The sequence below is a fragment of the Streptomyces sp. NPDC057565 genome (assembly GCF_042801455.1).
GTDB lineage: Bacteria > Actinomycetota > Actinomycetes > Streptomycetales > Streptomycetaceae > Streptomyces > Streptomyces yanii.
Genome location: NZ_JBHVFU010000005.1, coordinates 180685 through 198734 on the forward strand (window position 1 = coordinate 180685; position 18050 = coordinate 198734).

The window sequence follows — 18050 nt, forward strand, 5'->3', positions numbered from 1 at the left end:
AAAAAGTGATCGAGCAGCGCCGGGTGGCTCAGTGCGGCGTCGTGCTGGAGGCGCGCACGACGAGCTCCGGCTGAAGCACCACACTGCGGTGCTCGTGCGTGCCGTCCTCGTCGTCCGCCTCCTGCAGCAGGAGTTCCGCGGCCATCCGGCCCATCACGACGGCGGGCTGGCGGACCGAGGTGAGCGGTACGGCAGCGGCGGCGGCGAATTCGATGTCGTCGTAACCGACGATGGCGATGTCCTGTGGCACCCGGACTCCCGCCGCGTACAGCGACTGCAGCACGCCGAGGGCGAGCAGATCGTTGGCGCAGAACACGGCGGTCGGCCGCGGCACGAGTCCGAGCAGCCGGGCCCCGGCGTCGCGACCCGCGGCCACGTCCAGCCGGTCGGAAGGGATCTCGACGAGCGCCTCGGGCCCCAGTCCGGCCCGCTCGAGTGCCGACAGGGCGCCTTCACGGCGGTCCCTGATCTGGTGGAGGTCGCCGGTGCCGCTGACGTACGCGACCGAGCGGTGCCCGGCCGTCAGGAGGTGACCGACGGCAAGGGAGCCACCACGGACGTCGTCGACGGAGACCGCGCAGTACCCCGGCGAGGACGCCACCCGGTCCACCAGCACGAAGGGGATGCGGTGGCGGCTGAACGCCTCCAGGTTGCGGCCGGTGGCGTCGGCCGGGGTGACCAGTACGCCGCACACCCGCTGTTCGGCGAAGAGCCCCAGATATTCGGCCTCCTCCGCCGGGCTCTGACCGCTGTTGCAGACCATCACCCCGAGGCCCGCCTCACGGGCGGCACGCTCGGCACCACGGGCCACGTCGACGAAGAAGGGGTTGCCCATGTCGAGGACCAGCAGCGCCATGATCCGGCTGCGTCCCGCCCTGAGCTGGCGCGCGGACTCGCTTCGTACGTAACCGAGCTCCTCGATGGCGGCCTGGACCCGGGCACGGGTCTCCGGCAGCACCGCTTCGGGCCGGTTGATCACATTGGACACGGTGCCCACGGAGACTCCGGCCTGCCGGGCCACATCCTTGATCCCTGCCACACGTGCCACTTGGTCTGCCCCACTGGCGCCCTTGGCCGCACTGGTCCGCGGCTGTCGCCCCATCGTACGGACGGCGTTGCGAGGCACTCCGCGGTCCCGATCCGGACAGCCTCGTGCGCCGGGCCGCGGCGCGGGTGGCCCGCCACGGATCACCCACCGTGGACTGAATTGTTTCAGTCCGATCCGACGCTAACCGCCATCCCGGCGCAGCGTCAAGAATCAGCAATGAATCGATTCACCACCGACGCTTGCCTGCGGTCCGGTTTCAGATTCCGTGCTTCTTCAGGATGGCTTCGATGTCACTGAAGTCCTCGCCCGGGGCAGCGGTCTGCTGCTTGGGCTTCGCCTTCGCCCGCGGCTGAACCGCCGGTGCACCGGCCCCCAGAGAGGGCACCGACGCCGCCGGCGCGACGGCATCGGACTGCGCCGCCCGCGCGGCAGCCCTGCGTTCCTTGCGGGTGCCGACGCCACGGCGTTCGACCGCGCGCGTGATCATGAAGAGCAGCCAGGCCACCCCGAGCACCCCGAAGCCGAGCCAGACGCTCGGCTTGAAGGCGATATTGGAGACCCACTCGACGACACCGGTCAGCACCAGCCCGATGGGGACGAGCGAGTAGGCGGCGATCCGGGTCGCAGCGAGGAAACGCTTCCGGTACGCGGTCACGGCGGCAATGCCCAAGCCCGCCGCGGACACCGCTGAGCAAATGGTCTCGGCAAGCATCGGGGCCTCCAGGCGCAGCGGGGAAACGTCCCTTCCATCCTGCACCGCCCACCGGGGCGGCGGCCACGATCCCGGACCACATCAGGGACATTTCAGGGCCGGGATCCTCCCCAGGTGCCGATCCGCACGATGCCGGCCCGAACCGGGCCTGCGGTGAGCGGGTCCCCCACCGGTGCCGGTTGGGATGCGCAGGCGGGCCCTGGGAGACTGGTTCCATGAACGAATCCACCCCTGCAGCCCCGGTCGTCCTCGACGTCTGGTGCGAGCTCCAGTGCCCCGACTGCCACCGGGCCCTCACCGATGTGCACGCCCTGCGGGCCCGTTACGGCGACCGGCTCGATGTGCGCCTGCGGCATTTCCCGCTGGAGAAGCACAAGCACGCGTACGCCGCGGCCCAGGCCGCCGAGGAGGCTGCGGAGCAGGGCAAGGACTGGCCTTACATCGAAGCCGTGCTCGCCAGGACCGCCGAGCTCGACCGCACCGGTGAGCCGCTGCTGATCGAGGTGGCGCGTGAACTCGGGCTGGACGCCGAGGAGTTCGACACCGCTCTGATCGACGGCCGGCACATGCTGATCGTCGACGCCGACCAGGCGGAGGGGAAGGCCATCGGTGTGACCGGCACCCCCACCTATGTGATCGGCGGCGAGCGGCTGGACGGCGGCAGGAGTCAGGACGGGCTGCGCGAGCGGATCGAGGAGATTGCCGACCGGCTCCTCGCCGAGCAGGGCTGACAGCGACGTCGGCTCGCCCTTCCACCCGTCACAACGGCTTGACGAGGTTGTGACGAGTCGTTTCGTAGCCGAGCGACTCGTACAGCCGGACCGCCGGGGTGTTGTCCGAGAGGACGTGCAGCCCCATCCGTTCGTCGCCGGCGGCCAGGGCGATGCGTTCGGCCTCCAGCATCAGCGCGCGACCGTACCCCCGGCCGCGGAACTCTTCGAGCACCTCGACGTCGAAGACGTACCCGACCACCATCCCCGGGTGCATTTCGAACCGCGCCACCCAGACATGCCCCACGGTCCGGCCGCCGTCATCGACGAGGACGTGAATGTACGTGCCCTCCGTGGCGAGACCGTGCGGAAGATGTGTCCGGTGGGAGGTCTCGGCTCTGCGCCGAGCCTCGTCCGCCGGGACGCCGCGCGCGACAAAGGTTTCGGCGTAGCCGGTGACAGCGGTGCTCTCCCACTGCGCGAACTCGTCCTCGGTCATCGGACGTCCGGTGACGCCGTCCGGCAGAACGGGCGGGGTCCGCGACAGGTCCTTGACCATGTTCCTGCTGCGCTCGGTGTAGCCGAGCGCAGCAGCCAGCCGCAGTCCGGCCGTGTTCTCCGGCTCGACCTCCACGGTCATCCGGGAGCAGCCCCAGCCGCGCAGCACTTCCTCGACGGCGAGCCCGGCGATGGTGCCGCGGCCACGCCTGCGGTTCCGTTCGTCGATCCGCAGGCCGCGGATGGTCCCTGTCGTCCCGCCCGACCCGGGTTCGGTGCCGATCTCGACGGCCCCGACGGGTCGCCCGTTGTCGCACACGTCGTACGCGCGCTTCCTCGCGCCGTCGGCGCCTTGCTGAATCGGCCCGGTCGGCCGGAGGGTCGTGGTCATCACCGGTGTTCTATCCGCTGCGCCGCGGCCCGTCACCCGGTTTTGCGGACCGATTCCGTTGTACGGCCCGCAACGGTGTCCGCGGCTCGGGACCATTGTGCGGATCGGACCGGGTCATGGGCCCGGCTCACGGGTCGAGGTCGTTCCCGGCGCGCTCCTCGAAGACCCGCATGGCCTTGGCCGTCACCGGCCCGGGTCCGCCGGGCAGCTCGCGGCCGTCGACCCGGTGGACGGCCTGGACGTCCCGGAGGGTGGAGGTCAGGAAGATCTCCTCGGCGTGCTCCAGGACGTCCAGGTGAAGCTCGGTCTCCAGTGCCCCGGACCATTCGACGGCCAGTGCGCGGGTGATCCCGGCGAGGCAGCCCGAGGCGATCGGCGGGGTGTGGAGCTGTCCGTCGAGGACGACGAAGACATTCGACCCGGTGCCTTCGCAGAGCTGTCCGACGGTGTTGGCGAAGAGCGCCTCGGATGCGCCCTGCGCATGGGCGCGGGCGAGGGCGACGACGTTCTCCGCGTACGAGGTGGTCTTGAGCCCGGCCAGTGCGCCGCGTTCGTTGCGGGTCCACGGGACCGTGATCACAGCGGTGGTGTCGGGGCGGCGCGTGGCCTCCCCGAGTGCGACGACCAGGCTCGGTCCGTCGTTGCCACGGTCGGAGCCGAGCGGGGAGAGGCCGCCGGTGTACGTGATGCGGAGCCGGCCGAGTTCCATCGGGTTGGCCTCGATGACGGCGGCGCAGGCCCTGCGCACCTCGTCGAGGTCGGGGTCGGGCAACCCGAGACCGCGGGCCGAGCGGGTCAGCCGGTCGAGGTGCCGGGTGAGGGCGAAGGGGCGGCCCCCGGTGGTCCTGACGGTCTCGAAGATCCCGTCCCCCACGGTCAGTCCGTGGTCGAGCACGGACACCCGGGCGTCGGCGGCGTCACGCAGTTCGCCGTTGACCCACATCCACATCATGCGGTCCTTCCTGTTTCTTGGTGGGCGCCCGACGCTACAGCGAGCAGCCGGGCGGCCTTGAGCTCGGTCTCGTCCCATTCGCGCTCCGGATCGGAGCCCCAGGTGATCCCGGCGCCGGTGCCGAACCTGAGGACCGGGGCCCCTGCGGTCCGGTCGATCCAGAAGGTCCGTATGCCGACGGCGAGACCGGCGGTGGCCCGGTCGGCGTCGACCCAGCCGATGCCGCCGCAGTACGGACCCCGGGGTGCGGTCTCCAGGGACTCGATGATGCGGAGCGCGCTGGATTTGGGTGCACCGGTGACGGAGCCGGGCGGGAATGCGGCGGCGAGCAGTTCGGGCCAGCCGGCGCCGTCGGCGAGGCGGCCACGCACGGTGGAGACGAGGTGGACGAGCCCGGGGTGCTTCTCCACCACGCAGAGGTCGGGGACGGTGACCGATCCGGTGGCACAGACCCGGCCCAGGTCGTTGCGGACCAGGTCGACGATCATCACGTTCTCGGCGTGGTCCTTCTCCAGCAGATCCGCCTCGGTGCGACCGGTGCCCTTGATCGGTCCGGACTCGACGGTCCGTCCGTCCCGGCTCAGGAAGAGTTCGGGGGACGCGGTGGCGATCTCCACGCCGTGCGCGGGCAGACGGATCGTTCCTGCGTACGGGGCGGGGTTGCCGCGCGCGAGCAGCGCAGTGAGGGCGTCGACGTCGGCGGCGGCCGGGTCCGGCAGCTTCGCGGACATCACCCGGCAGAGGTTGGCCTGGTAGACCTCGCCCGCCGCGATGTGCTCGCGGATCCGGCGTACGCCCGCGGTGTACGCGGCACGGTCCAGGGACGAGACCCAGTCGCCGACTCCGGGCCCGCGCCAGGCTCCGGGGACGGGTGCGGGCACCGGTTCGGTCCGTACGGTCCCGAAGCGGGCGCAGACGAGACGGCCCTCGAAATCGGCGCATACTGCCCAGAACCCGGACGAGTCGAGGGCTGAGGGATCACTGGTCACGTCCCGCAGTTCGGACGCGACGAGGCCGCCGAAGCGGGCCATTGGAGCAAGGTCGTGCACGTGGGTGAGTCTAGGACGGTGCACGGTGACCTGCGCCGGGGCGAGTGCACCTCAGCACGCTGCACAAACGCGTTTTTGTACTGGCCCAGGAATCCGCTAGAGTTCAACACGTCGCCGGGACACGCAAGTGAAACGGAAACGACAAGCGGACGTGGCTCAGTTGGTAGAGCATCACCTTGCCAAGGTGAGGGTCGCGAGTTCGAATCTCGTCGTCCGCTCGAAGTGGGGGATCTTTTCCCGAACCCCTGCACTCCTGGTGGAGTGGCCGAGAGGCGAGGCAACGGCCTGCAAAGCCGTCTACACGGGTTCAAATCCCGTCTCCACCTCCAAGGACGATTAGCTCAGCGGGAGAGCGCTTCCCTGACACGGAAGAGGTCACTGGTTCAATCCCAGTATCGTCCACTGGTCCGCAAGGATCCCCCGCGCGATTAGCTCAGCGGGAGAGCGCTTCCCTGACACGGAAGAGGTCACTGGTTCAATCCCAGTATCGCGCACGCAGTACACGCAGGGTCACCCTGCGCGATTAGCTCAGCGGGAGAGCGCTTCCCTGACACGGAAGAGGCCACTGGTTCAATCCCAGTATCGCGCACCAGCAAGCCCCGGTCGTCTCGACGACCGGGGCTTTGTCGTGGCTGCGGTGCGGGTCGAGTCCGCCCGGGTCAGCCGGTGAAGAGCTGGGTGGCCTGTCGAGGAAGGTCATGGGCCGGAACTTCAAGGATCAACCATGCCGCCGCCTGGATGCCTGACAGAAGTTGTCGACGGTATGCATCCCGCGGGATGTGTACATCGCGCGGTCCCGGACCGTGCACAGTGCGCGCATCGGACGCACTGCGGGCCCGGACGCAGTGCGTCCGGGCCCGCGGCGTGGTGCGGGGCGGGTCAGGACGAGAAGAGCATGTGGCCGAAGCTCTTGTGCCGGTAGTGCCCGCCGTGGTGCTGCGGGGCACCCCAGGCGGGGGCCGGCGCGGCGGGGTAGGCCTGGGGGGCCGGCGGCGCGGGCGGGGCCTGCTGGGTCCACTGCGCCTCGATGCGGGTCAGGGTCTCCAGCTCGCCGTAGTCGAGGAATATCCCCCGGCAGCCGCTGCACTGCTCGATCTGGATGCCATTGCGGTTGTAGGTCTGCATCTGCGCGTGGCACTTGGGACACTGCATGGTCGGCTCAGCTCCTCGCCGTCGGTTCGCCGTCGCCGGAATGCATGCCCGGAGACGATCGGTTCACCCTACGACGAGTGCTCGCCCGCCAACTCGGCCGGGAGGGACGCGATTCGGGCACAGGCGTCGATCATCGTCTGTTCCACCTCATCCGGATTTCGCCCCTCCGCCGCGGACTTGGCCAAGGCCAGTGCCGCGGCCTGAACCGTCAGGGCGCGGGCCGGAACGTCAAGTTCTGGCCAGGGATCGCCGTCGGCCCGTACGGCGGGCCCGCCCGCTGCCCGGTAGGCATCCAGGAAGCGCAGCCAGACCTCGGCGGGCAGCAGTCCTGCCGCGTACCAGGCGGCCGGGCGCGCGAGGTCCCAGGCGGGGTCGCCGAGCCCCGCGTCGTCGACGTCGATCAGCAGCCATCGGCCATGCGTCGCGGGGTGGCGGACGAGCTGGCCGAGGTGGAGATCACCGTGGCAGATGAAGTACGAGCGGTGCCGGGGTGCGGGGGCTTCGTCACGGGCCCAGGCGGGCAGGCGCCGCCATGCTTCGCGTACGGGGGCGGTGGCCGGATCACCCGGCCGGGCGGCGCGCATCCGGGCCACGGCGCGAGCGGCTTTTGCGGGTCCGCGCATGGGAGGAAGGGCGGGCGGGGGCGCGGTGCGGTGGAGCCGGGCCAGGAGGACGGCGGACGCTTCCCAGGGCGCGGCGTCGGGGTCCGCGGGGTCGACCGGTTCACCGTGGGGCCACAGGGTCACCGGACGGCCGTCGACCACGGGGACAGAAGGCTGGGGTACGGGTGGCAGCAGGATGCCGCTGAGGGCGGGGGCCGAGGCCAGGGCCGTGCGGGCGGCCAGAGCGGCGGTGTCGGTGTCCGCGGCGTGGGCCTTTGCGACCACGGGGCCGGAGCGGACGACCGTACCGTCGGCGCGGTCCGCGAGCACCGCCGGTGCCGGGCAGGAAGGGCAGGGGGCCGCGGTGCGCCGGTGCGGGTGGGCCGTGTCATGGGCGAGGGCGCCCAGCGCGCGGACAACTGCGGTGGTCACGGTCTCCCCCGGTGGCAACAGGTACGGCCCGGTCCGCCCCGGGCACGCCGACGAGCGTACGCGCTGCCCCGCAAGCCGTGGCGACCGCGTGACGACGGTGTGGTCCGCCGCCGCGTACTGCCCCCGGACAGCGCGATGTCCGGTCAGCTCCCCAGCTGACCGGACAAACGCTGCCGTCCGCCGCACCCCCGTCCCCACGGGGTTGTTGGCCGGATGTCCCGGTCCGGACCGCTCTTCCGGACCCGGGGCGCCGCTCAGCGCCCCAGCATCACGCCCACGGACGACGCCTGTGTGACCACCGCGTCCCAGCCGCCGAAGACGACTACGAGCAGGGCCGCCAGAGGAAGAACCATGGCCGTCGCCACCAGCGGGTGGCGCGTACCGGACGACCGGCGGCCGCCGAACGCGGCATGAGCCCTGCGTCCCTGCGTGCGGATCATCGTCCGCGTCGCCGTGTCCGCCATGGTTCCTCTCCTGACCTGAATCGTTGGAGCGGCGGGCGTGTGACCTCGGGGGACGAGTGCAACGCCCGCCGCTTGAGTTCAACATTAGGGACGCGGAGAGGAGGGGTCGTCATGCCCGCGTACCGAATGCCGGGCCTCCCGGAGGATGAGCCGTGGGTGGTCGTTGTACTCCCCTGGGTGGAGATCCTGCGCTACGCCTTGGGGTCATCCCGGAGGTGACGCTCGGATGCGTCCTGCCTCGGGACCGGTTGTTCGACCAGGGCGAGCACCCTGGTCGCCATGAAACGGGCGGTACGGACGGCGGTGCCGCTGCGAGTGACTTCACTCACTTCGACCACGCCTCGGCGGACGGCTGTCTCCACACGGCGGCCTGCTCTGGTGGCCACCACCTCGTACGTACGCGTCGTGTCTCCCGCGTCCACGACTATCTCCACACGATCGCCCTTCACTGATCCAATCCCCCTTCTGCGACGGACCTTTGAGATCTCGCACGGGCCCGGGAGCGTGGATCCGCGGCCCCCTGACCACTCTTCAAGTTTCCCACCCGGCACTGACAATCGATCGACGGGCGAGGGCGCGGCCTCTGAGCGCGCCGGGCCACGGGTACGTAAGCTGTGCCACGTCAGGCGGACCAGGCAGCGGGGATGGGCAGACGATGGCGATGATGCGGCTCCGGCGCGAGGACCCGCGTGTCGTCGGCTCGTTCAGGCTGCACCGGCGACTCGGCGCGGGCGGCATGGGTGTCGTCTATCTCGGTTCGGACCGGCGCGGCCAGCGGGTGGCGCTCAAGGTGATCCGCCCGGATCTCGCCGAGGACCAGGAGTTCCGTTCGCGTTTCGCGCGCGAGGTATCGGCGGCACGGCGGATCCGGGGCGGTTGTACGGCACGTCTGGTGGCCGCCGATCTGGAGGCGGAACGCCCGTGGTTCGCGACACAGTACGTCCCCGGGCCCTCGCTGCACGACAAGGTGGCCGAGGAAGGTCCGCTGTCGGCGGCCGAGGTGGCGTCGATCGGGGCGGCGCTCTCCGAGGGGCTCGTGGCGGTGCACGAGGCGGGTGTCGTCCATCGCGACCTGAAGCCGTCGAACATCCTCCTCTCCCCCAAGGGCCCCCGGATCATCGATTTCGGGATCGCCTGGTCGACCGGGGCGAGCACGCTCACGCATGTCGGTACAGCGGTGGGCTCGCCGGGATTCCTCGCGCCCGAGCAGGTGCGGGGCGCGGCGGTGACGCCCGCGACGGACGTCTTCTCGCTCGGTGCCACGCTGGCGTACGCGGCGACGGCCGACTCGCCTTTCGGGCAAGGCAGTTCCGAGGTGATGCTCTACCGCGTGGTGCACGAGGAACCGCAGTTGTACGACGTGCACGACGCGCTGGCGCCACTGGTGAGTGCCTGTCTCGCGAAGGATCCGGAGGAGCGGCCGAGCACGCTTCAACTCTCCATGCGCCTCAAGGAGATCGCAGCCCGTGAGGCACACGGCCTGCACGAGAACCGGCCGCCCGCCCAGCGCTCGGCGCGGGAGCTGGACCGGCCGACCGGTCGGCTCGACGGCCCGTACACCGAACAGCAGACCCGTCGCGCGGCGGGCTCGCCGCCGCCCCGTCCGCAGAGCCGGCAGGCCTCGGCGCCGCCCCGTCCGCAGAGCCGGCAGGCCTCGGCGCCTCCGCGTGGTGCGTCGTCCCGCCCCGGTGGCTCGCGCCCTCAGCAGCAGGTGCCGCGCAATACGACACGCTCCGGCAAGCGCCCGCAGGGCACGAACGGGACGAACGGCCGGCCGGGCACGCGACCCGGCGCCCGCACGACCTCGACGGGCCGGCGTCCCGCCAATCCGCGGCTGCTGCGGCAGCGGCTCGTCGTCTTCGTCGTGGTGACGCTGCTCGTGGCACTGGGCATCGCGGCGGCGCAGGGCTGCCAGGGGCCGGCCCGCGGGCTGGGCGTCATGGACACCCCCGGTCGGCACGGGCAGCATCAGCCGCTGCGCCCCGACGATCCGTGTCAGGAAACGGCAGGCGGTCAGTCCTGCGGGCGGCCCGTCGCCACCGCGTAGAACGCGACCGCGGCGGCCGCGCCCACGTTCAGCGAGTCGACGCCGTGCGCCATCGGAATCCGTACCCATTCGTCGGCGGCGACCAGGGCCTGCGTGGACAGTCCGTCGCCCTCGGCACCGAGCATCAGCGCCACCTTGTCCATCCGGTGCGGCGCCGCCTCCTCGATGCTGCCGGCCTTGTCGTCGGGGGTGAGGGCGAGAAGCCTGAACCCCGCTTCCCGTACGGTCTCCAGTGCCTTCGGCCAGGTGTCGAGGCGGGCGTACGGAACGGAGAACACGGCGCCCATGGAAACCTTGACGGAGCGTCGGTACAGCGGGTCCGCACAGTCCGGGGAGAGCAGCACCGCGTCCATCCCGAGGGCGGCGGCGCTGCGGAAGATGGCTCCGATGTTGGTGTGGTCGTTGACCGCCTCCATGACGACGACGCGGCGGGTCGTCGCCAGCAGCTCCTCGACCGCCGGCAGCGGCTTGCGCTGCATGGAGGCGAGCGCGCCGCGATGCACGTGGTAGCCGGTGACACGTTCGGCGAGCTCCGGGCTGACCGCGTACACCGGGGCCGGGACCTCGTCGATGACGTCGCGCATCACATCGACCCACTTCGCCGAGAGCAGCATGGACCGCATCTCGTACCCGGCGTGCCGGGCGCGTCTGATCACCTTCTCGCCCTCGGCGATGAAGAGTCCTTCGGCCGGCTCCCGCCTGCGCCGGAGTTCGACGTCGGTCAGGCCCGTGTAGTCGCGCAGGCGAGGGTCGTCGGGGTCGTCGACGGTGATGAGATCTGCCACAGGTTGATACTGCCTTGTCCGGTGTGTGGTGCCAACGGCTTGGAAAAAGATCCGTTACCGCTGGTTACTCGGCGGGGTGCGGGGCGGTGTCCGTACCGACCGCGACGACATCGCCGATGACGATCACGGCCGGGGGCCGCACCTCTTCGGCGACGGCCCGTTCGCCGACGGTCGCGAGGGTCGCGTCGACGCGGCGCTGGGATGCCGTCGTGCCCTCCTGGACCAGGGCGACCGGGGTGTCCGGGGACTTGCCGTGGTCGATGAGGGCCTTTGCGATGGCGCCGATCTTGTCGACGGCCATCAGCAGCACGAGGGTTCCGCGCAGCCGCGCGAGCGCCGCCCAGTCGACCAGCGAGCGCTCGTCGTCGGGGGCGACATGACCGCTGACAACGGTGAACTCGTGGGCGACCCCGCGGTGGGTGACGGGGATTCCGGCTGCGCCGGGCACGGAGATCGAGCTGGAGATGCCGGGGACGACGGTGCACGGGATGCCCTCGGCGGCGAGCGCCTGCGCCTCCTCCATGCCCCGGCCGAAGACGAACGGGTCGCCGCCCTTGAGCCGGACGACAGCCTTGCCCGCCTTGGCGTGCTCGATGAGCGCCTGGTTGATCGCCTCCTGCGCCATGAAACGGCCGTACGGGATCTTCGCCGCGTCGATCACCTCGACGTGCGGCGGCAGTTCGTCGAGCAGGTCACGCGGGCCGAGCCGGTCGGCGATGACGACATCGGCCTCGGCGAGGAGGCGACGGCCGCGCACGGTGATCAGGTCGGGGTCGCCGGGGCCGCCGCCGACCAGGGAGACACCGGGGGTGGGGCGGGTGCGGTGGTGCGGGGCGGCCAGCGTGCCGTCGCGCAGGCCCTCGACGATGGCGTCGCGGACGGCGGCGGAATGACGCGGGTCGCGGCCCTGGGCGTCGGTGGAGAGGACGGCGACGGTGACGCCCTCGCTGCGACCGGTGGCCGGGGTCCAGGCGGTGGCCACGTCGGCGTTGTCGCTGCGCACACACCAGGTGCGGGTGCGCTCGGCCTCGGCGGACGCGGCGTCGTTCGCGGCGGCGTCGTCGGAGGCGATGAGCGCGTACCAGGTGTCGGTCAGGTCCCCGTCCTCGTACCGGCGGCGCTCCCAGCGGATCTCACCGGCGTCGGCCATCGCCTCGACGGACGGAGTCGCGGATGGCGATACGAGGGTGATGTCGGCACCCGCCGCGACGAGCGCGGGGAGGCGGCGCTGTGCGACCTGGCCGCCGCCGACGACGACGACGCGGCGCCCGCTCAGGCGCAGTCCGACGGGGTACGCGGGGTGATCGGCGTGCTCGGCCATGGCGGTGCGGGCTCCTCGTGCAATGCGGGGTGCGGGCCGCTGCGGCGGTGGAGCGGCTGTGACATGCGGTTTCGTGGGGCGTGGGTCCACGATACGGGGTGCGTCGGGGCGCGGGGAGGGACGGTGGGGCGGGTGGGCGGCCCTGCGCGGAGCCGTCCCCTGCCCGCCCCTGCCCGAAACCGTGGCTCCGCCCCGGACCCGCGCCTCAGGCGCCGGCCGGGCCGAGCACGGCCGGCGCTACTTCTCGGTGACGCCTGCCGAGTCGAACGTCGCCACCTCGTGCATGGCCCGCGCCGCGCTCTGCACGATCGGGAGCGCCAGCAGCGCGCCCGTTCCTTCACCGAGGCGGAGGTCGAGGTCGACCAGTGGGCGCAGACCCAGCTTGTTGAGCGCGGCCACGTGGCCGGGCTCGGCGCTGCGGTGGCCGGCGATGCATGCGGCGAGGGCCTCGGGGGCGATCGCCCGGGCGACCAGGGCCGCGGCGCCCGCGCTGACGCCGTCCAGGATGACGGGCGTACGGAGCGAGGCGCCGCCGAGCAGGAAGCCTGCCATCGCGGCGTGCTCCAGGCCGCCGACCGCGGCGAGTACACCGATCGGGTCGGCCGGGTCGGGCTGGTGCAGTTCGAGGGCCCGGCGGACCACGTCGACCTTGCGGGCGTGCATCTCGTCGTTGATGCCGGTGCCGCGACCGGTCACCTCGGCCGGGTCCATGCCGGTGTACACGCAGATCAGCGCGGCGGACGCGGTGGTGTTGGCGATGCCCATCTCACCGGTGAGCAGGCCCTTGTTGCCCGCCGCGACCAGGTCGCGGGCGGTCTCGATGCCGACCTCGATGGCCGAGAGGACCTCCTCGCGGGTGAGGGCGGGGCCGGTGGTGAAGTCGGCCGTGCCGGCGCGCACCTTGCGGGGCAGCAGTCCGGGTGTCGCGGGCAGCTCCGTGGCGACGCCGACGTCGACCACGCACACTTCGGCGCCGACCTGGGACGCAAACGCGTTGCAGACCGCGCCGCCGCCGAGGAAGTTGGCGACCATCTGGCCGGTGACCTCCTGCGGCCACGCGGTGACGCCCTGGGCGTGCACGCCGTGGTCCCCGGCGAAGATCGCGACGGCCGCGGGCTCCGGGATGGGCGGCGGGCACATCCGGGAGAGGCCGGAGAGCTGTGCGGAGATGATCTCCAGCATGCCGAGCGCACCGGCCGGCTTGGTCATCCGCTTCTGGCGTTCCCAGGCCTCGCCGAGCGCCTTGGCATCCAGCGGGCGGATGTTGGAGATGGTCTCCTGCAGCAGGTCGTGCGGTTCCTCACCGGGCAGGGCGCGGCGACCGTACGTCTCCTCGTGGACGACCCAGGACAGCGGGCGGCGCTTGGACCAGCCCGCCTGCATCAGTTCGGGCTCCTCGGGGAACTCGTCGACGTAACCGACACAGAGGTACGCGACGACTTCGAGGTGCTCGGGCAGGCCCAGGGCGCGGACCATCTCGCGCTCGTCGAAGAAGCTGACCCAGCCGACACCGAGGCCCTCCGCGCGAGCGGCGAGCCACAGGTTCTCGACGGCGAGCGCCGAGGAGTACGGGGCCATCTGCGGCTGGGTGTGCCGGCCGAGCGTGTGGCGGCCGCCGCGGGTGGGGTCGGCGGTGACGACGATGTTGACCGGGGTGTCGAGGATCGCCTCGATCTTCAGTTCCTTGAACTGCTTGGCCCGGCCCTTGGGCAGCGACTTGGCGTAGGCGTCGCGCTGACGCTGCGCCAGTTCGTGCATGGAGCGGCGGGTCTCCGCCGAGCGGATGACGACGAAGTCCCAGGGCTGCGAGTGGCCGACGCTGGGCGCCGTGTGCGCGGCTTCGAGGACGCGGAGCAGGACCTCGTGCGGGATGGGGTCGCTGCGGAAGCCGTTGCGGATGTCGCGGCGTTCGCGCATCACCCGGAGCACGGCTTCGCGCTCGGCGTCGTCGTAGCCGGGGGCGGGTGCGGAGGCGGGAGCCGGGGTCTGGGCGGCGGCCTCCGCGCCCTCGGGCTCTGCCGCGGCAACGGCCGGGACCGGTTCGATGGGCTGCTGGTCCGCAACGGGCTCCGTGTCGGCCGAGTCCGTGTCGGCCGGCTCCGTGTGCGCGGAGACCTCTGCGGGCTCGGCGGCAACTGCGGCGGGCGCGTCGGCCACGGGGGCCGTGAGGTCCGGGGTCTCGATGACCTCGGGGCCGGTTTCGGGCTCCGGTTCGGGGGCCGTCACCGCCTCGGGCGCAACCTCGGCCACGAGGACGGGTGCGGGGGCGGGCTCCTCCGGAGCGGTGACCGGCTCGGGAGCGACGACCGGCTCGGGGGCGACGACCGGCTCCTGGACGGCGACCGGCGCGGGGGCCGGTGCTTCGACCGCTTCGACCGGATGGACGGTCTCGGCGGTCTCGATGACCGGGACGGGTGCGGGCTCGACCGTCGGCTCGACGACCGGGGCGGGTGCGGGCTCGACGGCGATCGCCACGCGCTCGGGCAGGGGTTCGGGTGCGGGCTCGAATGCCGCGACCGGCTCCGCGACCGGCGTCGGGGCCAGATGCGGGGTGGTCGGCACCGACCCCTCCACGGGCACGAACTGGCCTGCGGACGCTGCTTCCACCGGCGTCTCCACCGGCGCGGGGGCCTCCGCGGACGGCTCGAACGGAACCTCGGCCGCGGCCGGCACGGCGACCGGCTCTGCAGCCGGTTCGGCCACCGGGGCGGGCTGGACGGACTCCGGAACGACCGTTTCTGCGACGGGTGCCGCGGCCACGGGCGCCGCGACCTGCTCCGGTGCATGGGCCGCCCACGGGCTCCCGCCCTGCGGCGGGATCTCGCCGAGCTGCGGGCCCGGCAGCACAGCCGCATCGGTGCCCGGCTGGTCGAAGTACTCGGGACCGGTGGTGGGCGGTCCCGAGTGCCGTGCGGGCATCGGGGTCTGCGGCGCGCCCGCGGGTCCTCGGTCGGCGAGCGAACGGACCACTCCGCCGGTCGGCGTCCCGCCGTACGACGGGGTCGACTCACCCGAGGCCGGGCCGCGGTGCAGCGGTCGGCGTACGGGGGCGGCGGCCTGCGCCACCGCAGCCTGTGCGGTAGCGGGGGCCTGGGCCGGCATACGTACGCCATTGAGGTCGACGGCACCCGAGTCGCGGCCGCCGGACTCGTGCGTGCCCTGCCCGGTCTCGGTCATCGCTCCGGCCACCGCCTGCTGCACGGCGTACACCGCCGGGTCCGGTGCCTGGACCTGCACGGGTCCCTGGGCCTGTACGGCCTGCGTGGCGGGGCGGCCCTGCGGCTGCGTCTGGTAGGCGGCCTGCTCGGCTCCGCCGTCCGTCGGCTGACCGGGGGCCGGGGCAACCTGATGGTCGCTCCAGGCGCCCTGCGGGCTCGGCATCAGCAGAAGGTCGTCGTCCTCGGGCGCATGCTCGGAGGGGTCGAGGAAGGTGTACGCACCCGGGGCGGGGATGCCCGGTTGCTCCACCATGCCTACGCTCTCCGGCAGTCCCTCGCCCGGGATCTGGCCGGTGTCACTCATGCGTACCCCTCGCCCATCGTCAGTGCTCCTTCGGCCCTTCGCCCGGGGCGCCCGAACACGGCACGCCGGTGCTCGTCATGAAGAACGAGCGGGCTCGCCGCGCGGCACGAATCGGACGCGGACATACATCATTCTCGCGGCCGTTCGCCGCCGCGGCAGGCAGTTCTGCCACGGCTCGCTGTGGGCTGCGCCACGTTGCGCGTCCCCCGGGGTTTGCCGTACCACAACGAGGTCCAAAACGGTCCCCTTTTCCGGACATTGACGAACAAACCGACGAACGTCCAGGTGCGGTGCAACGATCGGCCAGCCTACCTCGCGCAGTACGCCGACCGGGTCACGGGGCGAGGTCCGATCGCACGGCCGAGAGCAGAAACACGACCGAGCGTTCGCGCTCCACCCATGCGGACGTGTCGAGTTCGACGGACTGGAGGAGTGCGCACTCGACCGTGTAACCGTTCCCGGTGAGTGCGGCGCCGAGCGCTTCGGCCTCGTCGCGGGTCGAGGCGTGGGTGACGATCCGTTCGGGCCGGCGGTCGGCGACGGCGGTGACGACGGGGACGCCGCCGCCCCCGATCCGTACGACATCCGGCTCGGGCAGCCGCTCCAGCACATGGGGTGCACGGCCCTGGACGACCTGGAGCTGTACACCGAAGGCGCGGGCAGCGGCCGCCGTTCGGGCGCAGGCGTCCGGGTCGCTGTCGACCGCAAGGACCGCCGCGCCGAACCGCGCCGCCTCCACGGAGAGGGCGCCACTGCCCGAGCCGATGTCCCAGACGAGGTCGCCGGTACGCGGGCCGAGGCGGGCGAGTTGGGCGGCGCGCAGCCCCGGGGATTCGCCCTCGGGGCCGGTGGCACCGTCCGGGTAGGCGTCGGAGGGCAGTGCCCAGCCCCGTACGCCGTGGGGGTGGCGGCCCGAGACCCAGGCACCGGTGGTCTGCTGTTCGGGTCCGCCGCCGATGACGATCACGACGTTCGGGTCGCGCCAGACGTGGTCGGCGGCCTTGTCGGAAGTCAGGACCGTGACCTGTTCGCGTGCGGTGCCGAGTTCCTCGCAGATGACGAAGGTGCGGTGGACGCCGTCGAGGAGCAGGGCGAGTTCGGCGGGTCCCGCGCCGGGCGAGGTGAGGACGGCGACCTTGTGGTGGGCGCGGCAGACGTTGACGGCGCGGCGCAGGGTGCGGGGGTGGGCGACGACGATCTGGGCGTCCTCCCAGGGCATTCCGGCGCGGGCGAACGCGGTGGCCACGGCCGACACGGCGGGCACGACTTCGACTTCCAGTCCGTGTTCGGGTGCGCGGAGATTGCGTACGACCCCGAAGAAGCCGGGGTCGCCGTCGGCGAGGACCACGGCGGTACCGCGGTGGCCGGCGATCCTGCGGGCGGCCAGGTCGATGGAGCCGAGGCGGATCCGTTCGGCTGCTGCCGGAACTTCGGGGAGAGCGAGGTGGTGGGCGGCGCCCGCGACGAGGGTGGCGGCCGAGAGCGCGGCCGTGGCCACTGTGGTCAGCGGCGAGCCGTCCCAGCCGATCACCGTGACCCGGTCGGCCATCTGTCGTCAGTCTCCTGGAGTTGTCGCAGGTGGGCTGCCCACGAGAGGGCGGGCAGGGTGAGACTATCCGGTCCCCGACCGGTCCGTACCGGTGCGGTCCCCTGCATCAGTTCCAGTCGCTGTAGGTGCCGTAGCCGCCGGCGTCGGCCAGCTGCTCGGCGACTCCGTCGAGGTCCTCGGGAAGCAGGCCCCAGACGATCAGGTCGGTCCTGATGTCGGTCCAGCCGCCGTCCTCGGTCTGAGTGCGCGCTATCCGGGCGTTGCGCAGCACGCCCTCGCTGATGCAGCCGAGCTTCTGGGCGACCTGCTGGGAGGCGGTGTTGTCGGCGGCGGTGCGCAGTTCGATGCGTTCGAAGCCCTGGTCGCGGAAGAGCCACTGGGCGACGGCGAGGACCGACTCGGTGGCGTATCCCTCACCGCGGGCCCAGGGGGCCGTGATGTAGGCGGCCTCGGTGGCGAGGGTGCGCCAGTCGGTGTTCTGCAGCCGGACCGAGCCGACGAGGCGCTGGGTGAGGAATTCGGTGACGGCGAAGACGATGCCGTCGCCGCCCGTTCGCTGTGCAGGAGCGATCCTGCGGACCCAGCGTTCGGCGTCGACCTGGGTGTAGGGGTGGGGCGCCTCGGTCCAGGCAGTGACGAGTTCGTCGTTCATCATCTCGACGTACGCGGGAACGTCGGCCATGTCGAAGGGGCGCAGCACCAACCGATCCGTGCTGATGGAGATGGACGGAAAGGTGGAAGTCATGCGCAGCTCCATGCCGAAGACCGTGTAAAGGCACAGCATGCAGCATGGGACGGACCTTGCGCATGGCCGGG

The 18050-nt window shown here is 71.9% G+C and carries 16 protein-coding genes and 5 tRNA genes; 7 read left to right on the forward strand and 14 right to left on the reverse strand.

Going from position 1 to position 18050, the window contains the following annotated elements; all coding sequences use genetic code 11:
• Positions 1–28 precede the first annotated feature (28 nt).
• Positions 29–1048: a LacI family DNA-binding transcriptional regulator gene (locus ACFU8W_RS13260; protein WP_345513156.1), complete on the reverse strand. Its 1020-nt coding sequence runs from the start codon at positions 1046–1048 to the stop codon at positions 29–31.
• Between the two features lie 256 nt (positions 1049–1304).
• Entirely contained in the window at positions 1305–1760 is a 456-nt protein-coding gene (locus tag ACFU8W_RS13265; protein ID WP_384035684.1) for a hypothetical protein, read from the reverse strand.
• A 215-nt stretch (positions 1761–1975) separates the two neighbouring features.
• On the opposite strand from ACFU8W_RS13265, the gene ACFU8W_RS13270 reads away from it, so the two are divergent.
• Positions 1976–2491, forward strand: coding sequence for a DsbA family protein (locus ACFU8W_RS13270; protein ID WP_376666115.1), 516 nt, complete (start codon positions 1976–1978; stop codon positions 2489–2491).
• A 28-nt stretch (positions 2492–2519) separates the two neighbouring features.
• On the opposite strand, the gene ACFU8W_RS13275 is transcribed toward ACFU8W_RS13270, so the two are convergent.
• The 3 genes from ACFU8W_RS13275 to ACFU8W_RS13285 all read right to left on the reverse strand — a co-directional run bounded on the left by ACFU8W_RS13275 (position 2520) and on the right by ACFU8W_RS13285 (position 5342).
• Positions 2520–3359, reverse strand: coding sequence for a GNAT family N-acetyltransferase (locus ACFU8W_RS13275; RefSeq protein ID WP_384035688.1), 840 nt, complete (start codon positions 3357–3359; stop codon positions 2520–2522).
• Between the two features lie 127 nt (positions 3360–3486).
• Positions 3487–4308 (reverse strand): aminotransferase class IV, encoded by an 822-nt coding sequence (locus ACFU8W_RS13280; protein WP_384036197.1) that lies wholly within the window; start codon positions 4306–4308, stop codon positions 3487–3489.
• On the reverse strand, positions 4308–5342 hold the full coding sequence (locus ACFU8W_RS13285; protein ID WP_384036200.1) for a chorismate-binding protein: 1035 nt from the start codon (positions 5340–5342) through the stop codon (positions 4308–4310). Before ACFU8W_RS13285 ends, ACFU8W_RS13280 begins: the two co-directional genes overlap by 1 nt.
• 163 nt (positions 5343–5505) lie before the next feature.
• Here ACFU8W_RS13285 and ACFU8W_RS13290 point away from each other — a divergent pair.
• The 5 genes from ACFU8W_RS13290 to ACFU8W_RS13310 all read left to right on the forward strand — a co-directional run bounded on the left by ACFU8W_RS13290 (position 5506) and on the right by ACFU8W_RS13310 (position 5952).
• Positions 5506–5578: transfer RNA gene (locus ACFU8W_RS13290), tRNA-Gly, on the forward strand.
• A gap of 37 nt (positions 5579–5615) precedes the next feature.
• A tRNA-Cys gene (locus ACFU8W_RS13295) sits at positions 5616–5689 on the forward strand.
• Between the two features lies 1 nt (position 5690).
• Positions 5691–5762, forward strand: a tRNA-Val gene (locus ACFU8W_RS13300).
• Positions 5763–5782: 20 nt separating this feature from the next.
• Positions 5783–5854: transfer RNA gene (locus ACFU8W_RS13305), tRNA-Val, on the forward strand.
• A 23-nt stretch (positions 5855–5877) separates the two neighbouring features.
• A tRNA-Val gene (locus ACFU8W_RS13310) sits at positions 5878–5952 on the forward strand.
• Between the two features lie 287 nt (positions 5953–6239).
• Here the strand turns inward: ACFU8W_RS13310 and ACFU8W_RS13315 are convergent.
• The 4 genes from ACFU8W_RS13315 to ACFU8W_RS13330 all read right to left on the reverse strand — a co-directional run bounded on the left by ACFU8W_RS13315 (position 6240) and on the right by ACFU8W_RS13330 (position 8459).
• Positions 6240–6512: a zf-TFIIB domain-containing protein gene (locus ACFU8W_RS13315; protein WP_384035690.1), complete on the reverse strand. Its 273-nt coding sequence runs from the start codon at positions 6510–6512 to the stop codon at positions 6240–6242.
• Positions 6513–6580: 68 nt separating this feature from the next.
• Entirely contained in the window at positions 6581–7546 is a 966-nt protein-coding gene (locus ACFU8W_RS13320; RefSeq protein WP_384035693.1) for a phosphotransferase family protein, read from the reverse strand.
• Positions 7547–7800: 254 nt separating this feature from the next.
• Positions 7801–8010, reverse strand: a complete 210-nt coding sequence (locus ACFU8W_RS13325) for a hypothetical protein (RefSeq protein WP_345513150.1) — start codon at positions 8008–8010, stop codon at positions 7801–7803.
• 191 nt (positions 8011–8201) lie between these two features.
• Positions 8202–8459, reverse strand: coding sequence for a hypothetical protein (locus ACFU8W_RS13330; protein WP_345513149.1), 258 nt, complete (start codon positions 8457–8459; stop codon positions 8202–8204).
• 206 nt (positions 8460–8665) lie between these two features.
• Between ACFU8W_RS13330 and ACFU8W_RS13335 the strand changes: the two genes are divergently transcribed.
• Positions 8666–10057: a protein kinase gene (locus tag ACFU8W_RS13335; protein ID WP_384035697.1), complete on the forward strand. Its 1392-nt coding sequence runs from the start codon at positions 8666–8668 to the stop codon at positions 10055–10057.
• On the opposite strand, the gene ACFU8W_RS13340 is transcribed toward ACFU8W_RS13335, so the two are convergent.
• The 5 genes from ACFU8W_RS13340 to ACFU8W_RS13360 all read right to left on the reverse strand — a co-directional run bounded on the left by ACFU8W_RS13340 (position 10024) and on the right by ACFU8W_RS13360 (position 18018).
• Positions 10024–10842: an RNA methyltransferase gene (locus ACFU8W_RS13340; RefSeq protein WP_345513146.1), complete on the reverse strand. Its 819-nt coding sequence runs from the start codon at positions 10840–10842 to the stop codon at positions 10024–10026. The two genes, ACFU8W_RS13335 and ACFU8W_RS13340, sit on opposite strands and share 34 nt — an antisense overlap.
• Before the next feature lie 64 nt (positions 10843–10906).
• Positions 10907–12163 carry a uroporphyrinogen-III C-methyltransferase gene (gene cobA, locus ACFU8W_RS13345; protein WP_345513145.1) on the reverse strand — a complete coding sequence of 419 codons (1257 nt, stop codon included), beginning with the start codon at positions 12161–12163 and terminating at the stop codon, positions 10907–10909.
• A gap of 237 nt (positions 12164–12400) precedes the next feature.
• Positions 12401–15685, reverse strand: coding sequence for a nicotinate-nucleotide--dimethylbenzimidazole phosphoribosyltransferase (cobT, locus tag ACFU8W_RS13350; RefSeq protein ID WP_384035702.1), 3285 nt, complete (start codon positions 15683–15685; stop codon positions 12401–12403).
• Between the two features lie 334 nt (positions 15686–16019).
• Complete coding sequence (gene cbiE, locus ACFU8W_RS13355) at positions 16020–17234, reverse strand: precorrin-6y C5,15-methyltransferase (decarboxylating) subunit CbiE (RefSeq protein ID WP_384035705.1); 1215 nt, start codon at positions 17232–17234, stop codon at positions 16020–16022.
• Between the two features lie 106 nt (positions 17235–17340).
• On the reverse strand, positions 17341–18018 hold the full coding sequence (locus tag ACFU8W_RS13360) for a GNAT family N-acetyltransferase (protein ID WP_345513142.1): 678 nt from the start codon (positions 18016–18018) through the stop codon (positions 17341–17343).
• Positions 18019–18050 lie beyond the last annotated feature (32 nt).

Bases quoted from the DNA above. Each gene is read 5' to 3' on its own strand.
- ACFU8W_RS13325 (WP_345513150.1), bottom strand. From the start codon at position 8,010: ATGGCGGACACGGCGACGCGGACGATGATCCGCACGCAGGGACGCAGG.
- ACFU8W_RS13335 (WP_384035697.1), top strand. From the start codon at position 8,666: ATGGCGATGATGCGGCTCCGGCGCGAGGACCCGCGTGTCGTCGGCTCG.
- ACFU8W_RS13360 (WP_345513142.1), bottom strand. From the start codon at position 18,018: ATGCTGTGCCTTTACACGGTCTTCGGCATGGAGCTGCGCATGACTTCC.
- ACFU8W_RS13270 (WP_376666115.1), top strand. From the start codon at position 1,976: ATGAACGAATCCACCCCTGCAGCCCCGGTCGTCCTCGACGTCTGGTGC.
- ACFU8W_RS13280 (WP_384036197.1), bottom strand. From the start codon at position 4,308: ATGTGGATGTGGGTCAACGGCGAACTGCGTGACGCCGCCGACGCCCGG.
- ACFU8W_RS13275 (WP_384035688.1), bottom strand. From the start codon at position 3,359: ATGACCACGACCCTCCGGCCGACCGGGCCGATTCAGCAAGGCGCCGAC.
- ACFU8W_RS13265 (WP_384035684.1), bottom strand. From the start codon at position 1,760: ATGCTTGCCGAGACCATTTGCTCAGCGGTGTCCGCGGCGGGCTTGGGC.
- cobA (WP_345513145.1), bottom strand. From the start codon at position 12,163: ATGGCCGAGCACGCCGATCACCCCGCGTACCCCGTCGGACTGCGCCTG.
- ACFU8W_RS13315 (WP_384035690.1), bottom strand. From the start codon at position 6,512: ATGCAGTGTCCCAAGTGCCACGCGCAGATGCAGACCTACAACCGCAAT.
- cobT (WP_384035702.1), bottom strand. From the start codon at position 15,685: ATGAGTGACACCGGCCAGATCCCGGGCGAGGGACTGCCGGAGAGCGTA.
- ACFU8W_RS13285 (WP_384036200.1), bottom strand. From the start codon at position 5,342: ATGGCCCGCTTCGGCGGCCTCGTCGCGTCCGAACTGCGGGACGTGACC.
- cbiE (WP_384035705.1), bottom strand. From the start codon at position 17,234: ATGGCCGACCGGGTCACGGTGATCGGCTGGGACGGCTCGCCGCTGACC.